This is a genomic window from Alteromonas halophila (assembly GCF_014651815.1).
Taxonomy (GTDB): Bacteria; Pseudomonadota; Gammaproteobacteria; order Enterobacterales; family Alteromonadaceae; genus Alteromonas; species Alteromonas halophila.
Window position 1 is genome coordinate 133,609 of sequence record NZ_BMXP01000005.1, and the last position, 22,673, is coordinate 156,281.

General features: G+C 49.1%; 22 protein-coding genes. 11 read left to right on the top strand and 11 right to left on the bottom strand.

What is annotated here, in order from left to right:
• The first annotated feature begins 1 nt into the window (after nucleotide 1).
• The 4 genes from IE054_RS11440 to IE054_RS11455 all read left to right on the top strand — a co-directional run bounded on the left by IE054_RS11440 (nucleotide 2) and on the right by IE054_RS11455 (nucleotide 3,430).
• Nucleotides 2-688 carry a flagellar brake domain-containing protein gene (locus IE054_RS11440; RefSeq protein ID WP_189406572.1) on the top strand — a complete coding sequence of 229 codons (687 nt, stop codon included), beginning with the start codon at nucleotides 2-4 and terminating at the stop codon, nucleotides 686-688.
• Between the two features lie 32 nt (nucleotides 689-720).
• On the top strand, nucleotides 721-1,182 hold the full coding sequence (locus IE054_RS11445) for an Mpo1 family 2-hydroxy fatty acid dioxygenase (RefSeq protein ID WP_189406574.1): 462 nt from the start codon (nucleotides 721-723) through the stop codon (nucleotides 1,180-1,182).
• Between the two features lie 345 nt (nucleotides 1,183-1,527).
• The gene (locus IE054_RS11450) at nucleotides 1,528-2,601 is read left to right on the top strand and encodes a sensor histidine kinase (protein ID WP_189406576.1); all 1,074 of its coding nucleotides are present in this window, start codon (nucleotides 1,528-1,530) and stop codon (nucleotides 2,599-2,601) included.
• 1 nt (nucleotide 2,602) lies between these two features.
• On the top strand, nucleotides 2,603-3,430 hold the full coding sequence (locus IE054_RS11455) for a LytR/AlgR family response regulator transcription factor (RefSeq protein WP_189406578.1): 828 nt from the start codon (nucleotides 2,603-2,605) through the stop codon (nucleotides 3,428-3,430).
• Between the two features lie 9 nt (nucleotides 3,431-3,439).
• Here IE054_RS11455 and IE054_RS11460 read toward each other — a convergent pair whose 3' ends face one another.
• Complete coding sequence (locus IE054_RS11460) at nucleotides 3,440-4,444, bottom strand: ATP-dependent 6-phosphofructokinase (RefSeq protein ID WP_189406580.1); 1,005 nt, start codon at nucleotides 4,442-4,444, stop codon at nucleotides 3,440-3,442.
• 242 nt (nucleotides 4,445-4,686) lie between these two features.
• On the opposite strand from IE054_RS11460, the gene IE054_RS11465 reads away from it, so the two are divergent.
• Entirely contained in the window at nucleotides 4,687-5,538 is an 852-nt protein-coding gene (locus IE054_RS11465) for a DUF6279 family lipoprotein (RefSeq protein ID WP_229805110.1), read from the top strand.
• 261 nt (nucleotides 5,539-5,799) lie between these two features.
• Here the strand turns inward: IE054_RS11465 and IE054_RS11470 are convergent, their stop codons facing one another.
• Nucleotides 5,800-6,747 (bottom strand): transposase, encoded by a 948-nt coding sequence (locus IE054_RS11470; RefSeq protein ID WP_189406582.1) that lies wholly within the window; start codon nucleotides 6,745-6,747, stop codon nucleotides 5,800-5,802.
• Nucleotides 6,748-6,928: 181 nt separating this feature from the next.
• The gene (locus IE054_RS11475) at nucleotides 6,929-8,572 is read right to left on the bottom strand and encodes a response regulator (RefSeq protein ID WP_189406584.1); all 1,644 of its coding nucleotides are present in this window, start codon (nucleotides 8,570-8,572) and stop codon (nucleotides 6,929-6,931) included.
• 132 nt (nucleotides 8,573-8,704) lie between these two features.
• Here IE054_RS11475 and IE054_RS11480 point away from each other — a divergent pair, with 132 nt between their 5' ends.
• The 3 genes from IE054_RS11480 (at nucleotide 8,705) to IE054_RS11490 (ending at nucleotide 10,569) form a co-directional block, all read left to right on the top strand.
• Nucleotides 8,705-9,184 (top strand): VC2046/SO_2500 family protein, encoded by a 480-nt coding sequence (locus IE054_RS11480; RefSeq protein WP_189406585.1) that lies wholly within the window; start codon nucleotides 8,705-8,707, stop codon nucleotides 9,182-9,184.
• An 87-nt stretch (nucleotides 9,185-9,271) separates the two neighbouring features.
• Nucleotides 9,272-10,267 carry an oxygen-dependent tRNA uridine(34) hydroxylase TrhO gene (gene trhO / locus IE054_RS11485; protein WP_189406586.1) on the top strand — a complete coding sequence of 332 codons (996 nt, stop codon included), beginning with the start codon at nucleotides 9,272-9,274 and terminating at the stop codon, nucleotides 10,265-10,267.
• Nucleotides 10,268-10,326: 59 nt separating this feature from the next.
• Complete coding sequence (locus IE054_RS11490) at nucleotides 10,327-10,569, top strand: EF-hand domain-containing protein (RefSeq protein WP_189406587.1); 243 nt, start codon at nucleotides 10,327-10,329, stop codon at nucleotides 10,567-10,569.
• Between the two features lie 104 nt (nucleotides 10,570-10,673).
• Here the strand turns inward: IE054_RS11490 and IE054_RS11495 are convergent, their stop codons facing one another.
• From IE054_RS11495 to IE054_RS11505, 3 genes are all read right to left on the bottom strand, one after another.
• Nucleotides 10,674-11,987: a DEAD/DEAH box helicase gene (locus IE054_RS11495; RefSeq protein WP_189406589.1), complete on the bottom strand. Its 1,314-nt coding sequence runs from the start codon at nucleotides 11,985-11,987 to the stop codon at nucleotides 10,674-10,676.
• Nucleotides 11,988-12,084: 97 nt separating this feature from the next.
• Nucleotides 12,085-12,744, bottom strand: a complete 660-nt coding sequence (locus tag IE054_RS11500) for a CoA transferase subunit B (RefSeq protein ID WP_189406591.1) — start codon at nucleotides 12,742-12,744, stop codon at nucleotides 12,085-12,087.
• A gap of 1 nt (nucleotide 12,745) precedes the next feature.
• On the bottom strand, nucleotides 12,746-13,453 hold the full coding sequence (locus tag IE054_RS11505; RefSeq protein ID WP_189406592.1) for a CoA transferase subunit A: 708 nt from the start codon (nucleotides 13,451-13,453) through the stop codon (nucleotides 12,746-12,748).
• 107 nt (nucleotides 13,454-13,560) lie between these two features.
• On the opposite strand from IE054_RS11505, the gene IE054_RS11510 reads away from it, so the two are divergent.
• Entirely contained in the window at nucleotides 13,561-14,442 is an 882-nt protein-coding gene (locus IE054_RS11510) for a LysR family transcriptional regulator (protein ID WP_189406593.1), read from the top strand.
• A gap of 57 nt (nucleotides 14,443-14,499) precedes the next feature.
• Here IE054_RS11510 and IE054_RS11515 read toward each other — a convergent pair whose 3' ends face one another.
• On the bottom strand, nucleotides 14,500-15,261 hold the full coding sequence (locus IE054_RS11515) for a hypothetical protein (RefSeq protein WP_189406594.1): 762 nt from the start codon (nucleotides 15,259-15,261) through the stop codon (nucleotides 14,500-14,502).
• 114 nt (nucleotides 15,262-15,375) lie between these two features.
• Nucleotides 15,376-16,077: a sensor histidine kinase gene (locus tag IE054_RS11520; protein WP_189406595.1), complete on the bottom strand. Its 702-nt coding sequence runs from the start codon at nucleotides 16,075-16,077 to the stop codon at nucleotides 15,376-15,378.
• A 175-nt stretch (nucleotides 16,078-16,252) separates the two neighbouring features.
• Between IE054_RS11520 and cysB the strand changes: the two genes are divergently transcribed.
• Nucleotides 16,253-17,227: an HTH-type transcriptional regulator CysB gene (gene cysB, locus IE054_RS11525; protein WP_189406596.1), complete on the top strand. Its 975-nt coding sequence runs from the start codon at nucleotides 16,253-16,255 to the stop codon at nucleotides 17,225-17,227.
• Between the two features lie 80 nt (nucleotides 17,228-17,307).
• Here cysB and IE054_RS11530 read toward each other — a convergent pair whose 3' ends face one another.
• From IE054_RS11530 to pabB, 3 genes are all read right to left on the bottom strand, one after another.
• Nucleotides 17,308-18,681 carry an L-serine ammonia-lyase gene (locus tag IE054_RS11530; protein WP_189406598.1) on the bottom strand — a complete coding sequence of 458 codons (1,374 nt, stop codon included), beginning with the start codon at nucleotides 18,679-18,681 and terminating at the stop codon, nucleotides 17,308-17,310.
• Between the two features lie 250 nt (nucleotides 18,682-18,931).
• Nucleotides 18,932-19,525, bottom strand: coding sequence for a CoA pyrophosphatase (locus IE054_RS11535; protein WP_189406599.1), 594 nt, complete (start codon nucleotides 19,523-19,525; stop codon nucleotides 18,932-18,934).
• Nucleotides 19,518-20,921 (bottom strand): aminodeoxychorismate synthase component I, encoded by a 1,404-nt coding sequence (gene pabB / locus IE054_RS11540; protein WP_189406600.1) that lies wholly within the window; start codon nucleotides 20,919-20,921, stop codon nucleotides 19,518-19,520. Before pabB ends, IE054_RS11535 begins: the two co-directional genes overlap by 8 nt.
• A gap of 161 nt (nucleotides 20,922-21,082) precedes the next feature.
• Between pabB and IE054_RS11545 the strand changes: the two genes are divergently transcribed.
• Entirely contained in the window at nucleotides 21,083-22,612 is a 1,530-nt protein-coding gene (locus tag IE054_RS11545; RefSeq protein WP_189406601.1) for a fumarate hydratase, read from the top strand.
• The last annotated feature ends 61 nt before the right edge of the window (nucleotides 22,613-22,673 follow it).

The window sequence follows — 22,673 nt, forward strand, 5'->3', positions numbered from 1 at the left end:
CATGGCAGAAAAAAACGCGCAATTAGCCCTTAGCCGGGACAACATTGAAAGCCTTAAAGCGCTGGAAGTTGGCGAGGCGATTGATTTGCAGATTACGACGCCGACTTCTCCCCGACGCGTGAAAACCCTCTACGTGGGCATGGATATACCTAACTGCCTGATTTTTCAGATGCCAACCACTGCTAAGTGGATTTCTACCCGTGACCTGCTGACAGTCGGTAATGACCTGGTCGTTCGGTATGTCCTTGAGGGAGATTCCGGGCAGGTCATCGCATTCAGGGTAAAGGTTTTGAAACTGCTGTCTAAGCCTACAGGGCTTCTGATTACCAGTTTTCCGCAAAGCCTTCAGTCTATCGGCCTGCGTTCCGAGAAACGTGCACAACCTGGAATTGCCGTGGCGGTTAAGTCACCACAGTTTGGCGAAGGAAGTAAAGATGCAACAGGTATTATTGTAGATGTGTCCTTCAAGGGCTGTCGGGTGGCTATGCCAATTAATCCTGACTGGCCCATGCTGTCAGCAGACGAAAAAATAACGCTTATTTATTTCGGTGAGGGCAATAATATTGAGATTTCAGCCACAATAAAAAATATAAAAGTAGAACAGGAATATAATTACTACGGCCTGCAATTTGATGAAAATCAGAAATCGGTGACTCAGTTGCTGGACCGTCATGTTCTGCTTCGCTGACCCACCCTTTGCGGGATTAACAGGAGTAACCCATGCGAGACATAGAGCGATTATTAAGCCTGTATGGTGAAAGCCATCAGAACAAGACCAATGTACTTATCCATGCTATTGCGGTGCCCAGTATCTACTTTGTCACACTCGGGCTGGTGTGGTCGATTCCGGTACCCGACTGGCTGGCGCAGTTCAATGTAACCTGGGCGCATCTCATTGCCGTACCTGTGCTGTATTATTATTTTATGTTATCCGGGCCGATTGGCGCCGCCATGACGCTGCTCACTATTGCCAGTTTCGGCGGGATAAATTTGCTGGTTTATCTTGATATCTCGGTGTGGAAATTCTGTCTGGCATTGTTCGTTGTCATGTGGATCCTGCAGTTTGTCGGGCATAAGATTGAGGGTAAGAAGCCTTCTTTCCTGGAAGATCTCCGTTTCCTTCTGGTCGGTCCTGCGTGGTGGTGGACACACTGGCTTAAACGAATGCATATCAGTTACTAAAAACACTGCATGCTCTATCCAGAAATTCAGCCGGATCCTTATAAAATAGTGCGGTGATGACCGATAAAAAGAAACGCACCTTTATAACGGCATTAGACGAGTCTGTGATAGATAATTTCATTGGAGAGGCTGCCACGCCTTAGACGGGCATGACACCCACTGGCGCTGGTAGCCGCACGCGCATTTTTGATTGCTATTTACATAATGCCCTTTGGCCGAGCGTTATTGTTGTGCGTGCCCCGTCTAATCTTGCGATAAGGCGACAGAGAGTTACGACCAAGCAGCAACAGGGATCCGTTCAAGTGCGTATAATCACCGAATGATGTATAAAATTACGGTAGTATTGTGAGTCGCTGGCAGCGCCTTTTCGACAGCAAAGAACGGTTATTCTGGGCCCTCCATTCTGCGGGATGGGCAGGCTTTGCTGTAATTTACTATATTGGTTCATTTTTGCATGATGTGCGGCCCATTTGGGTATTTATCATTATGTTGAATGCCTATGCTGGCTGGCTTCTGACCATCCCGCTTCGATATGTTTTCAGGTATGCGCGCAAGCAGTCACCGCTAAAAATGCTAACTGTTGTCATTGCTGCGTGTTACGTGGTGGCGTTGCTGTGGGCGGTGGTGAAAAATATAAACTACTGGGAAATTTACAAGCACGGGTATCGTCCAGATGCCTGGTATATGTACTTCACTAACACCATCAATTCTCTCATCATGGTTGGATGCTGGAGTGGCGTGTATTTTGGGATTAAAAACTTCCAGATGTTGCAGAAGGAGAAGCAGAACGCGCTTAAAGCAACCACTATGGCGCACCAGGCGCACATTAAGATGTTGCGATATCAGCTTAATCCTCATTTCCTTTTCAATACACTCAATGCAATATCAACACTCATCCTGTTGAAAGAAAATGATACAGCTGAAGCCATGGTCAGTCGTCTGAGCGACTTTCTTCGCTACTCACTGGATAATGATCCGATAAAGCGGGTGCCTTTGGGTCAGGAAGCAAAAGCATTGCGTCTGTATCTGGATATTGAAAAAGTGCGTTTTGATGATCGTCTGGATGTGCGTTGGGACATTGACGAGGGCTGCGAAAATGCATTGGTGCCCAGCATGATTTTACAGCCGATTATTGAAAACAGTATAAAACACGCTATCTCTAAAATGGAGAAGGGTGGAGAAATTGCAATTACCGCCAGAGCGTTTGGCAACGACCTGCTTATGGACGTCGCAGATAACGGTCCTGGTGCAGATATAAAGAACGGACAGCTGAGCCGTGAAAACGGGGTGGGGCTGGCCAATATTCGTGAACGATTACAATCGCTGTATCAACGCAACTTTGCATTGTCGATAGAGCATAATCAGCCGTCGGGTGTGCGGGTGCGCATTCGTATACCTTATGAAGTAAAGGATGCATAAGATGACTGAGCAGGTAATAAAAACGGTAGTAGTAGATGATGAACCGCTTGCACGGCGAGGATTGAAAGCCCGGCTTGAGCGCCATCAGGACATTGATGTAGTGGCAGAATGTCAGAACGGGCTGGATGCCGTAAGTGCGATTTCGCAACACCGGCCTGATTTAGTTTTTCTGGATATTCAGATGCCGGGACTGAATGGTTTTCAGGTGATCCAGAAGCTTCGTGAACTTAGCCAGCCCCTGCCGCTCATTGTGTTTGTAACCGCCTATGACAGTTACGCCATTCGGGCCTTCGATGTGCACGCGCTGGATTATTTACTCAAACCTGCCGATGATGAGCGTCTTCGTCTGGCCCTGCAGAAAGTAAGAGAATACTTTGCTACCCAGCACCAGGACGAGCAGTCACGAAAACTGGTGAATCTGGTTGCCGAACTGACCGGTGACGATTATGAGGAGATTCTGAGAAAACTGGCAAGCGGCGAGCAGGTTGAGACCAATCCATACCCCGATGTCCTGGCCATCAAAGACGGCTCTGAGGTGACGCGGGTAAATGTGCATGACATTCAGTGGATAGATGCAGCCGGTGACTACATGTGTGTACATGCCCTTGATGGTATGCATATTATGCGTAAGACCATGAAAGAGCTTGAAAAAGAACTAAACCCTCAATGGTTTGTAAGGGTTCATCGTTCTGCCATCGCCAATATCCGTTTTGTCAAAAAGCTGGTCAGCCACATCAGTGGCGAATACCACCTTATCCTTCAGAATGATACTGAACTGAAAGTCAGCCGCAGTCACCGGGACAAGGTGAAAGCAGCCATGAAAATGTAATACTGAAGGTTACGCGTAACGGCTGTTGATCAGTGCTTGCATGGTCTGTACTGCGCTCTCATCGAGTGGTTTGGTACTTTCCCAGGTCATTGGCAGCGGAACCTCGCAGGGTTTGCCATTGACTTCGCCGACCATGACGGCGTTAACAGGCTTACCTACCAGTGAGACGGCATGGGCTCCAAGCTGTGTGGCCAGAATACGGTCCTGACTTACCGGAGAGCCGCCGCGTTGTACGTGTCCCAGGATCACCGGTCTGACCTCTGAATTGGTCAGCGCATTCAGTCTTTGTGATAAATCGTTGATACCGCCAGGCCAGACATTTTCAGCAAGGACAATGATATAGCTGATATTACCCCGCAGTTCCCGTCTTACCGTCAATTGGGCGTGAATGTCATTGAGCGTTTCTTCCTCGCCATTGAAAAGCTCCGGTAATACGACATAGTCAGCGGCAGAGGCAAGTGCAGCGCTTAACGCCAGAAAGCCCGCGTGACGTCCCATTACTTCCACCAGAAACAGTCGCTCAAACGCGTCAGCTGTATCTCTGACTTTATCAATAGAGGATACAGCGGTTTCAATTGCAGTATAATAGCCAATCGTTGCATCAGTGCCAGCGATATCATTGTCAATCGTTCCAGGCAATCCGATGACCTGACCATCCCAGTGGTTGCTGAGGTGCATTGCACCGCGAAATGACCCGTCACCGCCAATCACAATCAGTGTATCAATGTTTAGTGCATCAAGATTGCTGGCCGCACGTTGGGCTGCTTCCTGAGTTTTAAACTCCAGGCAGCGCGCACTGTGCAATACGGTACCGCCTTGTTGTATAAGGTTATGGATTATATCCGCAGTAAATTCGGTGTACTCCTGATTCAGCAACCCATTATAGCCGTGCTTATAACCGATACATTCATGGCCATTTTGCTCACAAGCCAGTACAACGGCGCGAATGCAGGCATTCATACCTGGCGCATCGCCGCCGGAAGTGAGAACGGCAACCCGTTTCTGCTGTGTCATTACGTCAGTGCCCTGTTTCGTCGTAAACTACTTAAAGAATGGCAGAAGCGGCGGCCTTTAAGCAAGACACGACGGAAATAATCTGTATTGAATTCAGTAAAGTAATAAAACATATGGTTACATTCTTTATGCAACCAAATTCGATTCTTGATACCTAAGGTAGCGAACACTGGCAAATTCCTGTGTGTTATCCCTATCCGTATAACTGACAGATGCCGGCAATGTTGTAAAACAAGGGAACAATGATGAAAAAGTGGTGCTGTATTTTACTGATAGGTTTTTTGCTAAGTGGCTGTTCTTCAAAGTTTGCTTACAACAATATGGATTGGCTGGTCTACTGGTATCTGGATGATTATGTAGAGCTTAATGATTCGCAGGAAGATATTTTTGATGAGCACCTGAAAGACTGGATCCAGTGGCATAAAAGTGAAGAGCTTGAGCGCTATATTCAGCACCTGGAGACGGTTCGTGAAGATATCCGTAATAAATCGATGTCTGAGGAGCGTGTGCTCTGGCATTTACAACAGGCAAGAGAACACTGGCAGCGCATGCGGGAAGAGCTCAGTCCGCAGTTAGCAAAATTTGCTGAACGCCTCAGTGATGAGCAGGTTGTTAGCTTATTTGCTGCGCTCGAAGAGGACAATAAAGAAGAGGAAGAAGAATTGCAGGAATACCGGGAGATGTCAGCAGATGAAAGAGCCGAGGAAAGGCTTGATGACATCAGAGATGATTTGGAAGATCGAATTGGCGATCTCACCGATGAGCAGGAACAAATCATTCAGGCCCACAGTCCGCTCTTCATGAGTACGCGTGCAGACTGGATAGAGTATCGAAGAAATATTCAGCAGTCTGCACGCCGCCTGTTTGTAACGCGCGGTAGTAACGAAAAGTTTGCTAGCGATTTGCTGTCACTGATGGTTAATCCCGATGCGTATCGCAGTGAGGCCTACCGTACTAACAGAAAGGCCAATATGAAAAACTACGCCTCCCTGGCCTCAAAAATTGCCGGGACATTCACAGATGAGCAGCGCAATAAGTTACTCGATGAGGTTGATGACTTTATTAGTGATTTGCGTGACATGCAGTCTGACTAACGAATTTATGAGGGCTATTTTATAAGACACCCACCAATTCCAAGACACCCACTTTTGTCTAAGTAGCTATAATAGGGCCAGAAACATGGGGTGATGTCGTGTTTTCATTGCGGATTTTAACGCTACTCTGTCGATATATTGCGTGAGGGCTATGTTTTTTATTAGCCCCTTCAATTCAGCATTTTGACAGATAGCATTCTACATGCGGACAGTTAATTGACTGCATAAATGTGGTAAGTGGGACAGCAGGGAGGCCCTGTATCAGGCTGAACTGATGCCTCGCCTTAGTTCAAGCCGCCGGTGTGCCAAAGTCAGACTCACCGAAGTGGAGAAGTGTGTTTCTATACTGCTTGCTAGCGTTGGCCAGCAAACGGTATCAAGCCCGGTGCGGGCCAGCACAGGCGTAATATCCGGTCTGATAACCCCGGGCTTGTCAGTGTGGGGGATGCGGCCGGTCATGTCGAGTAGCGTCAGGTAATCCTCAAAGTGAAAGGGCAGGGCGTGTGTCTGCTCTTCGGCCAGGCCACTGAAAGGCAGCAGACTGGCAGGCTGGCGACCGTGGCGTGCTGCACGGATGCGCCGGCAGATACTGGTGTGGGCAGAGGCCTCCGGCGTATCAGCGATACCGGCGCGTATAGGATTTAAATCGACATAGGCCATACAGGCGGCCAGTGATGCCTCGTCCATAAGCGCCTGCGATTTAAACCGGCCTTCCCAGAAACGCCCGGTGCACTCATCTTCCTCGTTGGCCCGCCGGGCAATCTGCTCATTAAGCGCACGCATAAACCAGCTGATGTCGTACAGCCTGGCCCGGTATACCTCGGCGGTCTGGCGAACCGACTCCAGCTCAGCCGGTGAGAGAGAGGCGGCCTGTTTCGGACAACAGTATCGCTGCGTCAGGTGTGTGCCGCGAAACACCCGATGCCAGCGACTGAGTATTTCGAAGTGACTCCAGGTTTGTGTGGCAGCCTTATCTACCTTGAGTACGACATGGGTGTGGTTACTCATCACTGAGTAGGCACACATAAGCACCGAGAAGGCCTGGACAAGGACTATCAGACGGCCTTCCACCCACTGACGGCGATGCTCATAGGACTGACCCGATAACGGATCATGGCCACACAGGTAGGCCCGGCGCACACAGCGTGATACACAGTGATAGTAGGGTGTCTCATCCAGACAGATAAGCTCAGAGCGGGGCCGGGCCATGATAATCGGTCACAGTTAAACAGGTTATACCCGTAGCATGGACGATGCGGCGGGAAAAATCACCGGGACCTTAGGCCAGAATGGTGGGTGTTTATAGCTATTGTGGGTGTCTGTTGGTAGGGCCAGTATTGTGGGTGTCTACAACTAAAGTCGGTGTCTTATGACTTTATGATGTGGGTGGTTAACTATCGCCAATATAGCTAAACAACTCTTCTTTCAACGCATCATATTTCTCCTGATGTTGTTGTTTTAGCGGCATATCTTCAATTAGCTTATAGACGCGTTTGCACTCTTTGATTAATAGTGGCTCAGCTTTGTCGTTTTTGTCTAACAATTTGATGAGGCATTGAAGCAGATTGAGTGCAACCCCCGTATTTACAGGTGCAAAAGACTGGGCGCGGGTGAAGGCATCTTTGGCACTTTGGTATTGTCCTTTTTGGTAAAGGTCGATGCCTTCCCGGTTAAACTGTTGATAGCTTGAGAGGTTGTCACTGGCTTTCTTTTTCTCTCTATCCAGCAAGTAGCGGCTATTCGGATCCAGGTCTTCATCATTGTCCTGTATAAGTCCCTGTAAACGCTCTGCTTCATCAAATTCTCCTATGTCGTACATTACTTTAACGCTGTCAGGAATATAGGCGGTAGGCACATGTTCAAACTTTTCTTCTATTGAAACCTGCGAACTGGCTAAATTCCGCTTAGCATCAAGCATTTTACCGTCTATAGCGTTGACCCGTGCATTAACAATGTTTTCAAAAATATCTACGTCAAAATCATCTCCCTGCCGGTTGAGGTACTCATCAAATTTACCCCGCTGAGTGACCAGTAATGCTTCTTGCTGATAGCGGTTCCTGGTGTGTTTGTCGTCAGAAAATTCTGCGACATCCAGTAAGCTGCGAACATAACCACACCAGTGTGTGGGTGTCTGGTGCACGGTGTGTTTTGAAAGCTTCCAGATTGATTCGCTCGATGCTGAAGCCAGCACATAATCGTTATTGTCCCTGGCGATACTGCACGCAACAAAATGCCTTGGCAGGGAGAAAGGAGAAAGCTTGATGGCTTGCCTGATAGCAGCAATAGCCGCATCACCGCAGTTCATTGCGTTATTAGACTGTGCCAGTACATCGTACGCATCAGCATTAAACCGGTTTTGTTCAAGAACCTGCTGAGAGGTTGCGATCGCCTGCTCATAATTCTGTTTGAGCAAATGCGTTTTGGCCAGCGCAATTTGTGCCCATAGCAACGGCTTGCCAGACTGATAGGGGGCCAGTACATCAAGCGCTTTATCTGGCTGCTTATCCTCCCAGTACAGCTCTACCAGTAACTGCTCACAGGAGCGCTGATAAGGAGACTTAACGCCGGCGAGCTGCTCGCAGGTATCGATCGCCTGATCCCACTCCTCGTCCATAATGGCCTTGTACACAGGCTGCAGAAACTGTCTTTTTTGCCATGCTCTGGAGATACGTGTTTTTAACTGGGCCTGCGAAAACGGTTTGATCAAATAGTCATCGGGCCTGCGTTCTATGGAGCCAAGCACCACCGGACGCGCACTGTCCGCGCTTATTAATAAACAAATGGTACTGGGTTTTATCAGCTTCCTGACGCGCAGTTCTTCAATCAGTTCAAAGCCATTCTTTTTCTCAGCCCCTAAATGCAGATCACATACTATGATATCGAACTTCTGCTTTCTGCATAATGATATGGCCTGTTCCGCTGACGGTTTTGTTATCACATCAGTTGCGCCCATAGAGTTCAGTAAGCCCCGTAATAGCAACAGAAACGGGCGCTGATCCTCTATGATAAGAACGTGCTTGTCAGAAAATGTCATCGACTGAAAACTACCAGTATCGCAATGAGTTACTTACATCATTCATGAATTCAGCGATACACGCAAGATGCCCTCAAGAAAATCCGAAAGACAGCGATACAGTCTGTATGGTGTTAAAGACAGTAACAACGCATGGCCGCCGATAAAGTACAACTCGACTCGATAGCGCAGTGGGAGGGAAATTTATCCAAGGCCGCAGAAAATGGCGCCCAGTTTGCGCTGTATCTGGCTATGCAATTTGGCGCGTCTGTGGGCGAACCAAAAATCAAGCCGTATGAAACCGCTGTCCCTTCAGATAAGGCCTTTGTGGACCGCCTCAACTTCTATCGTCGTCCAGCTCTGGATGCGAATAAAGCGGATCATTCTCACAGTCATCGGTTGTCACAATTTATCGCACAGGGGGATATTTGCTCAGCGCGGTTACAGGACGCCATGCATCCCGAGCCGTTGAGCTTTCATAATGACGCTACCCGGATCCCTGATGATGTTGTTGCCAACTGCTCGCTGGCAACCCAGCGCCGGCTTAAGGGCGACACTGCGTCTGACATTGAAGAAGACAATACTCTGCTGGATGACATTATCGAACAAGCCAATGAATACAGGGTTGCCTGAGTGGCAATTTAACTGTGTATTTGCTATATTCGCGCCGCAATTTTGCACTGGTTTTACGTTCCAATCAGCAAAAAAGGTAATAATTACATGTCACAGTATATCGTTTGCGCGATGTATAAGTTCGTTGCGCTCGACAACTATCAGGCTATGCGTCAGCCATTGCTTGATACAATGGAAAAAAACGGCATAAAAGGCACACTGCTGCTGGCCGCAGAAGGGATAAATGGCACCGTATCGGGCACCCGTGAGGGGATTGATGCGCTACTGGCCTATCTCAATCAGGATCCCCGGATCAAGCCGATTTCCACTAAAGAATCTCTCCATGAAGAACAGCCGTTTTACCGTACAAAGGTAAAACTGAAAAAAGAAATTGTAACGATGGGTGTAGATGGGATTGATCCGCGCCATACCGTGGGTACCTATGTTAAGCCTCAGGACTGGAATGCACTGATCAGTGATCCTGATGTTGTAGTGGTAGACACGCGCAACGATTACGAAATTCAGATCGGGACATTTAAACATGCAGTGAACCCAAATACTGAGACCTTTCGCGAATTTCCCGAGTATGTGAAGACATCACTGGATCCGGCGAAACATAAAAAAGTGGCAATGTTCTGCACCGGCGGCATTCGCTGCGAAAAATCGACGGCTTACATGAAAGAGCAGGGATTTGATGAGGTATACCATCTTGAGGGAGGTATATTGCAGTACCTTGAAGATGTGCCAAAAGAGAATTCTCTCTGGGAAGGCGATTGCTTCGTGTTTGATAATCGCGTAGCGGTCAATCATGATCTGGAAAAGTCTGTATACGATCAGTGTTATGCATGCCGCCTGCCGATCACCAGTGACGATAAGGCCTCGGATAAGTATGAGCCGGGTGTGAGTTGCCCTCACTGTCACGGCACCCATACTGAAGAGCAGCTTGCTCGTTTTCGCGAACGGGAAAAGCAGGTACAGCTTGCCCGTCACCGTCGTGAAGCCCATGTTGGCACAGAGGCGCGTGAAGTCATGCAGGCAAAGCGCAATGACAAGGCACGACAGCAACGTGAACGTGCGCTTAAAGCAAAAGGGAATCAGGCATAGACACTGACACGCTTGAACGTTACACTCGATCCTGAGATGTATTAGAGAAGGAAGTATGCGTGAACGCCCAGTTATCAAAGGCTGAAATTGACGAAGCGAGAAGTAACTTTAACTTTTTTGATCGTGATGGAAACGGGCAGATTGATCTGCCAGAGTTCATCGAGCTGCTGACGGTGATTTCCCCTAAGACCAAAGCCAGTCATGTTGAAGAAGGCTTTAGACTGATCGACAGTAATGATGACGGGTTCATCGACTTTGATGAGTTTCTTGACTGGTGGCAGGACTGTTGGTGGGAATACTGATCCTGTTTCCATGCAAAAAAGCCAGCGTTAACGCTGGCTTTTTTGTGTCTGGCAAACCATTATCCTGCAACGACTTACGCAGCCGGATTGTCGCATTGGTGGCGTTAACTATCGCTATCGGTGTTCCTGCGTTTTACTGGCATCATGCCGACGTCCTCACCGGCCATCGTGTTGACTCGCTTTTTCTTGCGCGGGGCAGAAGCACCAGCGGAGGCGGCTTTTTTATTTGGTGTACCAGACTTCTTAGGCACTTTTTTACGTATAGCAAAGCCGGAAAATGTAGCGCCAAGGGCAGGGTGCGGCTCACAGGCCAGTGGATACGCCAGCTGTTCTTTTAATGCTGCAAAGCTTTTCCAGTCACGGGGACCCACCAGTGAAATAGCCTGTCCCTGACGGCCGGCGCGTCCGGTGCGACCTATACGATGAATATACTCGTCGGGTTGTTTGGGCAAGTCATAATTTATCACCAGTCCAACTTTGACCAAATCAAGGCCACGTGAAGCAACATCCGTCGTGACCAGAATACTGTGCTGACCGCGCCCGAATTCACTCATGATATTGGCACGTTGCGACTGCAGCAGTTCACCACTGAGCGCCACTGCGTCACGCTGCTGCGCATTGAGCAATGTGGCAATACGGCTGGTATCCTCACGTGTGGCACAGAATATGACTGCCTGATTGAAGTTAGTCTCATCAAGGCAACGGGCAAGCAGCGCATCTTTATGCTCAACATGATCGGCAAAATAGCATTGCTGGTGAATATCTTCATGAACCGCGCTTGCCTGACCAACCGCAACCCGCACTGCAGCGGTTGTCAGTTTTTTCGTCATGGCGGCCAGTTCGATGTTATCCAGTGTAGCCGAGAACAGCATGGTCTGACGCTTTCGGTGATCAGCAGCCTCGTTAATACTTGTCAGAGCCCCGGCAAAGCCTAAATCCAGCATCCGGTCAGCTTCATCAATGATAAGCAATTCAAGTCCGTTAAGGAAAAACGACTTATCCTCAAGGTGATCGGCAACCCGGCCGGCGGTGCCTACTACAATATGCGGATTGCGACGCAGTACCTTGGTTTGCTCGTTATAGTTTTCACCACCCACAACCAAAGCACATTGCAGTGACATTTTGCTTATCAGGTTTTTGGTTTCAATGAATACCTGTTTGGCGAGCTCCCGGGTAGGGGCAAGGATAACAGCGCGGGGATCTTTACGTGACAGAGGCTTGTCTTTCAGTAACCGATTAATCGCGGGGATGAGGTAAGCAAAGGTTTTGCCCGATCCGGTTTTCGATGACGCAATCACATCTTTCCCCTGAATCGCGGGGACGATAGTTTGTTGCTGGATTTCGGTAAGGTCAGTGATGCCTTTATCCGACAAGCGTTTAATAATTGTGTGATTGACGGGAAGATCAGATACGTGCAAGAGAAGCCCTCATAGATAATGACCGCGTCATTATCTATGAAAGGGCGGTGAAGTTAAAGGTGAAGTCACATCACAGTTACAATGACTGATGCCCTCGCTATTTAATCTTCATTTCAGGGATATCACCGTCAACAATAAGCGTACCGGCGGTTTTCTCCTGTATTTCTTCAACCGTTACGCCCGGCGCGCGTTCGCGCAGGTGATATGCACCATCTGCCACGTCCAGCACAGCTAAATCGGTAATGATTTGGGTGATACAGTTGACGCCGGTAAGAGGAAGCGTGCAGGACTGTAGCAGCTTGGAGTTACCATGCTTGTCTGCATGCGTCATGGTGACAATGATGTTTTTGGCCCCGGCTACCAGATCCATGGCGCCCCCCATGCCTTTTACCAGCTTGCCAGGGATCATCCAGGAGGCAATATTACCGTTTACATCCACCTCAAATGCACCAAGTACGGTAAAATCAACATGGCCGCCACGGATCATGCCAAAGCTTTCTGCCGAATCAAAAATAGAAGCGCCGACACTCGCTGTCACCGTTTCTTTGCCTGCATTGATCATATCCGCATCAACTTCAGCCTCGGTCGGATATCGGCCCATACCAAGCAAACCATTTTCGGACTGTAGCATTACATCTACCCCGTCTGGCACGTAATTCGCTGCCAGAGTAGGGATCCCAATACCCAGGTTAACATAACTGCCGTCCTGAAATTCCTGCGCCACGCGCATTGCAATTTGTTCTCGTGTGAGTGCCATATTACTGCCCCTCCTCAGACGTCACTTTGCGCTCGATTCGTTTTTCAAACGTACCTTTAATGACCCGATCGACATAAATGCCCGGCGTGTGGATTTGTGATGGTTCCAGCTCTCCTGGTTCAACAATTTCTTCCACTTCTACAACGGTAATTTTGCCAGCAGTTGCTGCCATGGGGTTAAAGTTTTGTGCGGTGTGCCGGTAAACACAGTTTCCGTAACGATCCGCTTTCCAGGCCTTTACAATAGCGAAGTCACCGGTCACCGACTCTTCAAGAATATAAGGGCGGCCATCAAAGTAGCGCACATCTTTACCATCGCCGACAGGGGTACCATACCCTGTTGCAGTGAAGAAGGCAGGAATGCCAGCGCCACCTGCCCGCATTTTTTCCGCGAGGGTACCCTGTGGTGTCAGTTCTACTTCCAGTTCGCCAGCCAGCAGTTGTTTCTCAAACAGGGCATTCTCACCGACGTAAGACGACATCATCTTCTTAATCTGTTTGTCTTCCAGCAAAATTCCCAGACCAAACCCATCTACGCCACAATTATTTGAGACAACGGTTAAGCCCTTTGTCCCCATTGTTTTTATCTGTGCAATTAGCCCTTCCGGAATACCGCACAAGCCGAAGCCGCCTGCGATTACCGTCATATCATCACGCAATCCCGCCATTGCGTCTTCATAACGGGTCACGACCTTATCGAAACCTGACATAGGATCCTCCTGTGGTGTGTTTATTTCGTTAAAAAAAAGTATCAGGGATGCTATAAGTTTTGTAAAATTAATTTTATATCAGTATTAATAAGAAAAATTTACTAATAATGGCAATTTCATACCGCAATATGCTGGCATTCCTACGGGTGGCAGAGTCATCGACATTTGCTGAAGCTGCAGAGAAACTGCATATCACCCAGCCCGCGTTATCAAGTGCAATAAAAAAAATGGAAGAACAACTTGGTGGCAAGCTGTTCAGCCGAAGCACCCGGCGGGTACAGTTAACCCCAGAGGGGCAGACATTACTGCCCACTGCACGCAGACTGATCAATGACTGGGATGAAACCCTTGATGATATGCAGCACTTGTTTTCTATGCGTCAGGGCAAGCTGACAATTGCTGCGATGCCGTCTTTTGCCGACTCCCGACTCCCCCTGATCATGCGTATGTACCATGACCGGCATCACAATATTCGGCTTCGGATCCTGGATGTGGTGATGGAAGCCGTGATTGACGCAGTGTTATCAGGGCGCGCAGAAATTGGTTTCACATTTGAGCCGGAAGTGAATGAAGGCCTTGTTTTCGCGCCCTTGTTCGAAGACAGCTTTATCGTTGTTACCGATACAGGACACCCACTTGCCAGCCAGTCGTCAGTGAGCTGGTCAACCTGCCTCAAATATCCGTTTATTATGATGAACAGAGGATCTGCAGTACGAAACTGGACCGAGAACCGTGCCAGTGAATTTGGCAGCCTGACCATTGTCGCTGAAACCGGTCAACTAGGGTCGGTGGGGCAATTAGTTGCGCAGGGGTTAGGTATATCGGTAGTTCCCGCACTGTGTGGTCCTCAGATGAAAGCGCGGGGACTACATTGTCTGACAATAAATGATAAACCACTGGTAAAACAGGTCGGTATGATCAAAGCCTCACGACGCGGTTTGTCTGTGGCTGCACAGGCGTTGTGGACACAATGTACAAAGGGGATTTAAATTGCATTGCCTGGCCACCCTCATTAAGTACAGTGAGGGTAGCCCTTTAATGCGGGTTTACCACTTTTTCTTAGGTGCGAACAACTCGTCAAGTTCGTCACGCTCTTCTTCTTTCTTCCTGGCACGATCCTGCGCATTGACACTTTTCAGGTTATCCTGAATATCGGACAGTGACTCTTTCAGCGTGGCAAGGCGCGATGAGGTGTATTCATCAGGGTTAGACTGATTTTCAAGTGCGTTGATTGCTTTTTCAAAATATTGCCTGGCCGAGCCCAGCATATTTGCGGCAAGTGCACTGTTGGCCCGCTTAACCAGTGTCTCAACATTAATTTTAAGCTGTAAACGCTCCAGATGACGCTCTTCTTCAACATAGGTTTTAGTGTCAATTCTGTTTCTGCTGTGTTCAGAGCGAAGCACCACACGCAACTTCTTCACCGCCTGAATATACTGAATAATCAGCTTATCGCTGTCAGGCAGTGTAAATTCATTAAGACTTGGAATTTTATCATCTGCGTCTTCCGGTGACGTCTGCTCGGAGGCGTCTTTAATCCGTTGTTTGGTTTCCGCTGTTTTATTCAAATCATGAATAACTTTAAGCGCGTTAAGAACACGCTGATGTAATATCGCCATTAAACGCTGAGATACCGGCATATTGGCACATGCCATGATGACATTTTCAGTCTCGTCGACGATGGTGCGTTGTTTGGCAGCCTCGGCACGACGTTCCGCTTCAAGCTTTGCGCGGTGCTGTTGATAGGCATTGATAAATATGGCCGCCACAACCAGCAGCACAATTAAAATTATTATTATCGTGAACATCGTGTACTTTATTTCCTATCGCAGTGATCTTTCTTCAGTCGCTGGTCGCAGGGGCGTGCAATGTCACCTGATACCAACGATTTATATCAGTAATAGTGATTATGTCGGCCGCATTTACGGTAATTTTACTTCAAACACACTCCCGCCCAGCGTACCACCATTTGTTAAGGAAATCTCACCGCACTTGTCGCCCTGCCGGTGAGCCGCTGCTATAAGTCTGGCAAAAAACAGACCCAGCCCGGTGCGGCCCTGACTTAGCTGTAATTCGGTCATATCAGCGGTGCTGTTCTCCAGCATACTGTCCGGGTAGCCGTCACCATCGTCTTCGACGGTGAGCACCAGATACTGATTTTTAATCTGTGCGCTGAGTCGAATATTGGATGTTCCGTACTTCAGCGCATTGACCACGACATCGTTAACCAGTAAATACACCAGTTCGCTGTCAAGGTACCAGCTCAGCGACTCATCGACATCTATATTAATATCAATTTTCTTTTGCTCGATATACAACAGGTTCGAGCCAACGACATCGTGAAGCAAATCATACAGAAAACACTCATCTACGGTGATGGGAAGCTTTTCCAGCTCGGCACGGTACAGAGACAAAATCTGGACGAGGTTGGTATTAAGCCGGGAGGCCTCATAGTGCACATTCGCAACCTGACTCAGGGCCTTATGATCATCGTCCGGTAACTCAAGTGCGAGATTTTCAATAGACTGGATAAGCAGGAACAGAGAGTTTTTCATGTCATGAACAGCGGCCGCTAACACGGAGGAAAAATCAATCTGCGAAGATGTGCTGTACTGCTCTGTCATAGATGTTCGCCGTTGCGTGCTGGCCTGAAATTGCAAGTATCCATGATTTATGACGTTTTTTCCTGGTTTTTTTGCCAGAATAACGCCGGACAGGAGTAATCCTGTAGCAATCACAAAAAGATTTAGTTATAACGTGCATAGTATTTATTAGTTCCGGTAATGAGGAAATCTCACTATGAAACTACAGCAGTTACGATACATCGTTGAGGTATTAAATAACAACCTCAATGTATCGGCAACGGCCGAAAGTCTCTATACCTCCCAGCCAGGCATCAGTAAGCAGGTCAGAATGCTTGAAGATGAACTGGGTGTGCAAATATTCGGACGTAGCGGGAAGCATTTGACTCATGTCACGGATGCAGGGCATGACGTGATCAATATTTCCAGAGAGATTCTGGCTAAAGTTGAAAGCATTAAATCGGTCGCGCGCGAGCATACCTTACCGGATCAGGGCAAACTGAACATTGCCACAACGCACACCCAGGCGCGCTATGCGTTACCGTCTGTGATACAGGGGTTTATGAACAAATTTCCCCGGGTATCACTACATATGCATCAGGGAACGCCATCGCAAATCAGTGATCTGGCGGCAAAAGGAGAGGCAGACTTCGCCATCGCTACCGAAGCGCTGCATCTATACAACGACCTGGTGATGCTGCCGTGTTATCACTGGAATCGCAGTGTCATTGTCAATAAAGCTCACCCTTTGGCTACGAAGAGTAAAATTGACATCACGGATATCGCAAAATATTCGCTGGTCACGTATGTATTTGGTTTCACCGGACGCTCGGAGCTGGATCAGGCGTTTGAACGAGCCGGGCTGACACCTAAAATCGTGTTTACTGCCACTGATGCGGATGTCATCAAAACGTACGTAAGACTGGGGGTTGGGATTGGTGTGATTGCCTCGATGGCCGTTGATGAAGAGCTCGACTCTGATTTGGTAAAAATTGATGCCAGCCATTTGTTTGATTACAGCACGACAAAAATTGGTTTCCGAAAAGGCTCGTTTTTACGCAGCTACATGTATGATTTTATTGAACGGTTTGCGCCGCATCTGACTAAGGATAAAGTCGAAAAGGCAATGATGCTGAAAAATAATGATGAAGTAGAAAAAATGTTTAAAGGCGTAACCCTGCCGGTTAAATGACAGGCTCAGCATTAGGGAAGATGCGAACACGTCTATCACTCAGCGAGTCCTGAAGTACGTATTCACATCTTCCCCGACCGCTAACATTCAATAATATTAACAGCAAGGCCGCCTCTGGCGGTTTCTTTGTACTTGGTCTTCATATCGTTGCCAGTGTCACGCATGGTCTTTATGACTTTATCCAGCGACACCTTGTGCTCGCCGGTGCCACGCAGGGCCAGTCGTGAAGCATTAATGGCTTTGATTGCCCCCATAGCATTGCGTTCAATGCAGGGTACCTGAACCAGACCTCCTACAGGGTCGCAGGTCAGGCCCAGATTATGCTCCATACCAATTTCGGCCGCATTTTCCACGGCCAGTACGGTGCCACCCATAATTTCCGCCAGTGCGCCGGCCGCCATTGAACAGGCAACGCCAACTTCACCCTGACAGCCCACTTCCGCCCCGGAAATAGAGGCGTTTTCTTTATACAGAATGCCAATCGCCCCGGCTGTTAGCAGAAAACGGCAGGCGGTCTGCTCATCCACCGGACGAATAAATTTATCGACATACTGTAACACGGCCGGAATGATACCTGCCGCGCCATTAGTAGGGGCTGTAACAACCCGTCCACCGGCGGCGTTCTCCTCATTCACCGCAAGCGCAAAAAGATTAACCCAGTCCATGGTTTGCATGGGATCGGTAGAATGCTCGGTCTGCAAACGACGATGTAACGCGGGCGCGCGACGTACTACCTTAAGGCCACCGGGAAGAATACCTTCGCTTTCAATGCCGCGCTGTATGCAGCTTTTCATGGCCTGCCATATCTCATGCAGCTTTGCCTGCACTTCATGGGCAGGGCGGTGTACTGACTCGTTTTTCAGCATCAGCGAACTGATACACAGGCCATTGGATTTGCAGGTCTCAATGAGTTCAGCGGCTGTTTTGAACGGGAAGGGGACCTTTGCCTGTGTACCTAAGGCTGCCGCTTTAGCGTCATCAAAGTCTTCGTCTTTAATGATAAAGCCGCCGCCAATACTGTAATAGGTCTGTGCACGCATTTCTTCCTGCCCCTTATAGGCGCGAAGAGTGAGTGCATTGGCGTGCTTTGGAAGCGTTTTGCGGCGATGGAAAACAATCGCGTTCTTGTTTGGGAAGGTCACCTGATGGCTGCCATTTAGCGACAGGCGCTGCTGATTATGGATCTCCTCCAGCATCATATCGATGCTGTCGACGTCGATCGTTTCCGGCGCTTCTCCTAATAAGCCAAGAATAACGGCTTTTCCTGTGCCGTGGCCTTTGCCCGTCTGACCCAGTGAGCCAAAAAGCTCTACTTTTACTTCTGTGATTTGCTCAAATAGTGCTTCATCGCCAGCCAGCTCTTTGACAAATTCTGCAGCAGCGCGCATGGGGCCGACAGTATGTGAACTGGAAGGGCCGATACCGATACTGAACATATCAAATACGCTAATCATAGGGTCATTATCCTTTTTCGTGGCCTGGTGCGTTTTCCAGGCGCAAAGTGTTTACCGCAGATCTTGCACGGCAATACCAAAAACTACAATAGACCGGGCGTGTGAATGCCCAATGTGCGTACACGGAGGTGTAAACTTAACTTGCTGTCGCAAGCGACGGGTAGGCAGGGCAACGATTCACCCTGTACGATTTAACGACCTGATACATAACTCCGTATTTACGCGACGCCTAATACACTACGCGGCGGCGTTAACGCAGGTTTAGCTGGCCACTGTGATCCAGATGATGGGCCAGGTTTCTCACCATGGCTGCGGTGGCCCCCCAAATCAGCTTTCCCTGCCAGGGAATAAAGTAAATAGGGAAACGCTGATTATGTCTGACCATGAAATGGGTAAGGTGATGTTGTTTATCCATCAGGTGGGCCAGCGGTACTGTAAAAACACTGGCAACTTCGTTGGGATCAATCTGATAATCGAAATCCGGTGATACAAAGCCAATAAAGGGTGAAATCACAAATCCACTGATTGTGCGGTAATCTGGCAGGCGGCCGATAATTTCGACGGCGTCACGCGGTAATCCAATTTCTTCCTCTGCTTCGCGCAACGCTGCAGCCGCTGCTGAACTGTCGTGTTTTTCCCGCGCGCCTCCGGGAAAACTGATTTGACCGGGGTGGGCGCGAAGGTGTGACGAGCGCTCGGTGAAAATGACATCCAACGCACCCTCACGCTGCAGGATCGGAATAAGTACCGACGCCGGGCGCCCCTTCACAGGTAACGGATAGTCCGGCTCCTGCTCGACCTGCCGAAAGTGGTGGAAGCGATAGATAAACTCGTCTTTATTCACAGTGCTCGGCCAGTTCGGGTAATATTTTGGCAACCTTATCGAGGGTTTCCTGATATTCACTCAGCGGATCAGAGTCCAGCACTATGCCGCCACCGGCCCAGCAATGAATGCGATTATTTTCTGCCAGTAAGGTCCTGATACATATACTCGAATCCATGTCATTCATTGCGCCTAAATAGAACATGGAACCACAATATACGTTCCTGCGGTGTGGCTCCAGTTCATCAATAATTTCCATGGCACGTACCTTCGGTGCGCCGGTGATGGAGCCGCCCGGAAATGCGCCAGCGAGTAAATCCAGGGGTGATGCATCAGCGCTAAGCCTTGCCGTGATGGTGCTCACGAGATGGTGTACTGCTGCAAAGCTTTCCAGCGAAAAAAGTGCAGGCACCGCGACAGAATGTGGTTCACAATGTTTGCTGATGTCATTGCGTAACAAATCTACAATCATCAGGTTTTCGGCCTGGTCTTTCTCTGCTTCAAGCAGTTCATTCGCACTGGCCTTATCCCGCGCAGGGTCGGCAAACCGTGGGCGGGTTCCTTTAATCGGTTTGGTCTGCACCTGGCCATCTTTGGATACCGATAAAAAGCGCTCCGGTGATATACTCAGTACATGGCTGCCCTGATGATGCAGATACGCAGAAAACGGCGCTTTATTGCTGTCCCGTAGCCGACAATAAGCGGTAAAGGGATCACCGGTGTACGCTGCGGTAAAGCGCTGCGCCATATTAACCTGATAACAATCTCCCGTATGCAAATAGGTGTTGATGCGCTCCAGTGCGTTGACATAGGCCTGTTTACTTAAATTGGATACCCAGCGCGAGGCAAGTGCAAATCGCCCGGTTTCCGGCTTAGCGTCAATACCCGAGAGATCAAGCCGTGGCAAATAGTCGAGCCTGCAATGATACTGCATGCCGGTTACCCGGTCTTCAATCAGCGACTGATCGTAAAGCCCCACGACCACGTCAGGACAGTCGTAATCATCTTCGGCCTCGGTTGGCAGGGCCTCATAATAGCGACCGGTATCGTAGCCTGCCAGACCGGCAACACCGATAAGAAAGGGCAGTTCATCGGCAAGGCGCTGACTGTCCCCAGCGATACTAAGCGTGCTGACCAGCGCGTGGTGCAAGTTCTTTAATGCTGTAAACGGTGGCGAGGTGACGCGCTCAATTAGTTCGCTGTCGCGGTAGCGTATGTGGCTCTCGCCCTGCCTGGTAGTCAGCCAGGCTTTTGGAGACCACGCCATTATGCTGTAGCGGCTATCACTGTGCTCGCTGGCCGAATCGAACAAGACTGCCATGTCTGTATGGCAAACCTCCTCGAAAATGGTCCGCAACGGACGAATGGATGGCGGCGCAAGTGGCTCAATAACGAGCGTGACGGATGGTTTGGTCATAAAGTTTCTAGTTATTTATCCACCAGTTGTATATGCAGCGTGACGCACTGCTTGCTGATTGCACTATATTACTTATTACTTGGTGCGACACTTTGAGATGCGCTAGTATACAGGTTTTTAGCGTGCTAAGACCATGTTTGGCTTAAATTAAAGAGGATGCCATGACCGTAATCCGTCAACAAGATTTCATCGAAAGCATTGAAGATGCTTTACAGTTCATTTCTTATTATCACCCACTTGATTACGTCAAAGCCGTAGAAAAAGCGTACCTGAAAGAGCAGAGTCAGGCCGCAAAAGATGCGATGGCGCAAATTCTGATTAATTCCAGAATGTCAGCCGAAGGCAAACGCCCGTTGTGTCAGGATACAGGCATTGTGACTTGCTTTGTCAAAGTTGGGATGGCGGTTAACTGGGACAAAACCGATATGACCGTGCAGGAAATGGTTAACGAGGGTACGCGACGTGCTTATACCAACAGTGACAATCCGCTGCGGGCGTCTATTGTGTCAGACCCGGCCGGAGCCAGACAGAACACTAAAGATAATACGCCTGCGGTTGTGCACATCGATATGGTGGCTGGCGACAAAGTGGAAGTCATGATTGCGGCAAAAGGCGGCGGCTCAGAAAACAAGTCCAAGATGGTCATGCTAAATCCCAGTGACGATATTGCCGAGTGGGTGGTGAAAACGCTGCCCACCATGGGCGCAGGCTGGTGTCCGCCAGGTATGCTGGGGATCGGTATCGGGGGGACCGCAGAGAAAGCGGCGGTACTGGCAAAAGAAAGTCTTATGGATCCTGTGGATATACAGGATCTTATGGAACGTGGTGGGGAAACGACAGACGAACAACTGCGTCTGGATATCTTTAAACGCGTTAATGACCTTGGCATTGGGGCGCAGGGACTCGGTGGCTTAACCACAGTGGTAGATGTAAAAATTAAGTCTGTGCCTACTCACGCTGCGTCAAAACCTGTCGCGATGATCCCCAACTGTGCGGCTACCCGTCACGCTCACTTTTTTCTGGACGGCAGCGGGCCTGCTGAACTGACCCCGCCGAAGCTGGAAGAATGGCCGGAAGTAACGTGGGAAGTGGGTGAGAATACCCGTCGTGTGAACCTTGATGAAGTGACGAAAGACGATATCCAGGAATGGAAAGTGGGTGAGACGGTACTGCTTAGTGGCAAAATGTTAACCGGTCGGGATGCAGCGCATAAGCGTATTCAGACCATGATAGAGAGTGGTGAAGGCCTGCCGGAAGGCGTGGATCTGACCAACCGCTTCATCTATTACGTAGGGCCGGTTGATGCGGTTGGCGATGAGGTCGTAGGGCCGGCGGGCCCCACAACGGCCACCCGTATGGACAAATTTACCGATATGATGCTGGATAAAACCGGCCTGATCGGCATGATTGGCAAAGCCGAGCGCGGCCCGGCGACGGTTGAGTCCATTGCCAGTCATAAATCGGTCTACCTGATGGCCGTGGGCGGCGCTGCCTATCTGGTGTCCAAAGCTATCAAGAAGGCCCGGGTTGTGGCGTTTGAAGACCTTGGAATGGAAGCCATTTACGAATTTGAGGTCGAAGATATGCCGGTTACTGTTGCGGTGGACAGCACGGGTGCCAATGCACATAAAACGGGTCCGGCAATCTGGAAAGCAAAAATCGCCGATCTGGAAACGGCGCTGTCCAAGTAACTCTGTCAGAATGCGGCAGGCAACCTGTCTGCCGCCACATCCACACTTTAATTTTGAGAAT

What these genes read in the sequence shown, in the direction of transcription:
- IE054_RS11440 (WP_189406572.1), top strand. Translation starts at nt 2, where the DNA reads ATGGCAGAAAAAAACGCGCAATTAGCCCTTAGCCGGGACAACATTGAA.
- IE054_RS11445 (WP_189406574.1), top strand. Translation starts at nt 721, where the DNA reads ATGCGAGACATAGAGCGATTATTAAGCCTGTATGGTGAAAGCCATCAG.
- IE054_RS11455 (WP_189406578.1), top strand. Translation starts at nt 2,603, where the DNA reads ATGACTGAGCAGGTAATAAAAACGGTAGTAGTAGATGATGAACCGCTT.
- IE054_RS11460 (WP_189406580.1), bottom strand. Translation starts at nt 4,444, where the DNA reads ATGACACAGCAGAAACGGGTTGCCGTTCTCACTTCCGGCGGCGATGCG.
- IE054_RS11465 (WP_229805110.1), top strand. Translation starts at nt 4,687, where the DNA reads ATGATGAAAAAGTGGTGCTGTATTTTACTGATAGGTTTTTTGCTAAGT.
- IE054_RS11470 (WP_189406582.1), bottom strand. Translation starts at nt 6,747, where the DNA reads ATGGCCCGGCCCCGCTCTGAGCTTATCTGTCTGGATGAGACACCCTAC.
- IE054_RS11475 (WP_189406584.1), bottom strand. Translation starts at nt 8,572, where the DNA reads ATGACATTTTCTGACAAGCACGTTCTTATCATAGAGGATCAGCGCCCG.
- IE054_RS11480 (WP_189406585.1), top strand. Translation starts at nt 8,705, where the DNA reads ATGGCCGCCGATAAAGTACAACTCGACTCGATAGCGCAGTGGGAGGGA.
- trhO (WP_189406586.1), top strand. Translation starts at nt 9,272, where the DNA reads ATGTCACAGTATATCGTTTGCGCGATGTATAAGTTCGTTGCGCTCGAC.
- IE054_RS11500 (WP_189406591.1), bottom strand. Translation starts at nt 12,744, where the DNA reads ATGGCACTCACACGAGAACAAATTGCAATGCGCGTGGCGCAGGAATTT.
- IE054_RS11505 (WP_189406592.1), bottom strand. Translation starts at nt 13,453, where the DNA reads ATGTCAGGTTTCGATAAGGTCGTGACCCGTTATGAAGACGCAATGGCG.
- IE054_RS11510 (WP_189406593.1), top strand. Translation starts at nt 13,561, where the DNA reads ATGGCAATTTCATACCGCAATATGCTGGCATTCCTACGGGTGGCAGAG.
- IE054_RS11515 (WP_189406594.1), bottom strand. Translation starts at nt 15,261, where the DNA reads ATGTTCACGATAATAATAATTTTAATTGTGCTGCTGGTTGTGGCGGCC.
- IE054_RS11520 (WP_189406595.1), bottom strand. Translation starts at nt 16,077, where the DNA reads ATGACAGAGCAGTACAGCACATCTTCGCAGATTGATTTTTCCTCCGTG.
- cysB (WP_189406596.1), top strand. Translation starts at nt 16,253, where the DNA reads ATGAAACTACAGCAGTTACGATACATCGTTGAGGTATTAAATAACAAC.
- IE054_RS11530 (WP_189406598.1), bottom strand. Translation starts at nt 18,681, where the DNA reads ATGATTAGCGTATTTGATATGTTCAGTATCGGTATCGGCCCTTCCAGT.
- pabB (WP_189406600.1), bottom strand. Translation starts at nt 20,921, where the DNA reads ATGACCAAACCATCCGTCACGCTCGTTATTGAGCCACTTGCGCCGCCA.
- IE054_RS11545 (WP_189406601.1), top strand. Translation starts at nt 21,083, where the DNA reads ATGACCGTAATCCGTCAACAAGATTTCATCGAAAGCATTGAAGATGCT.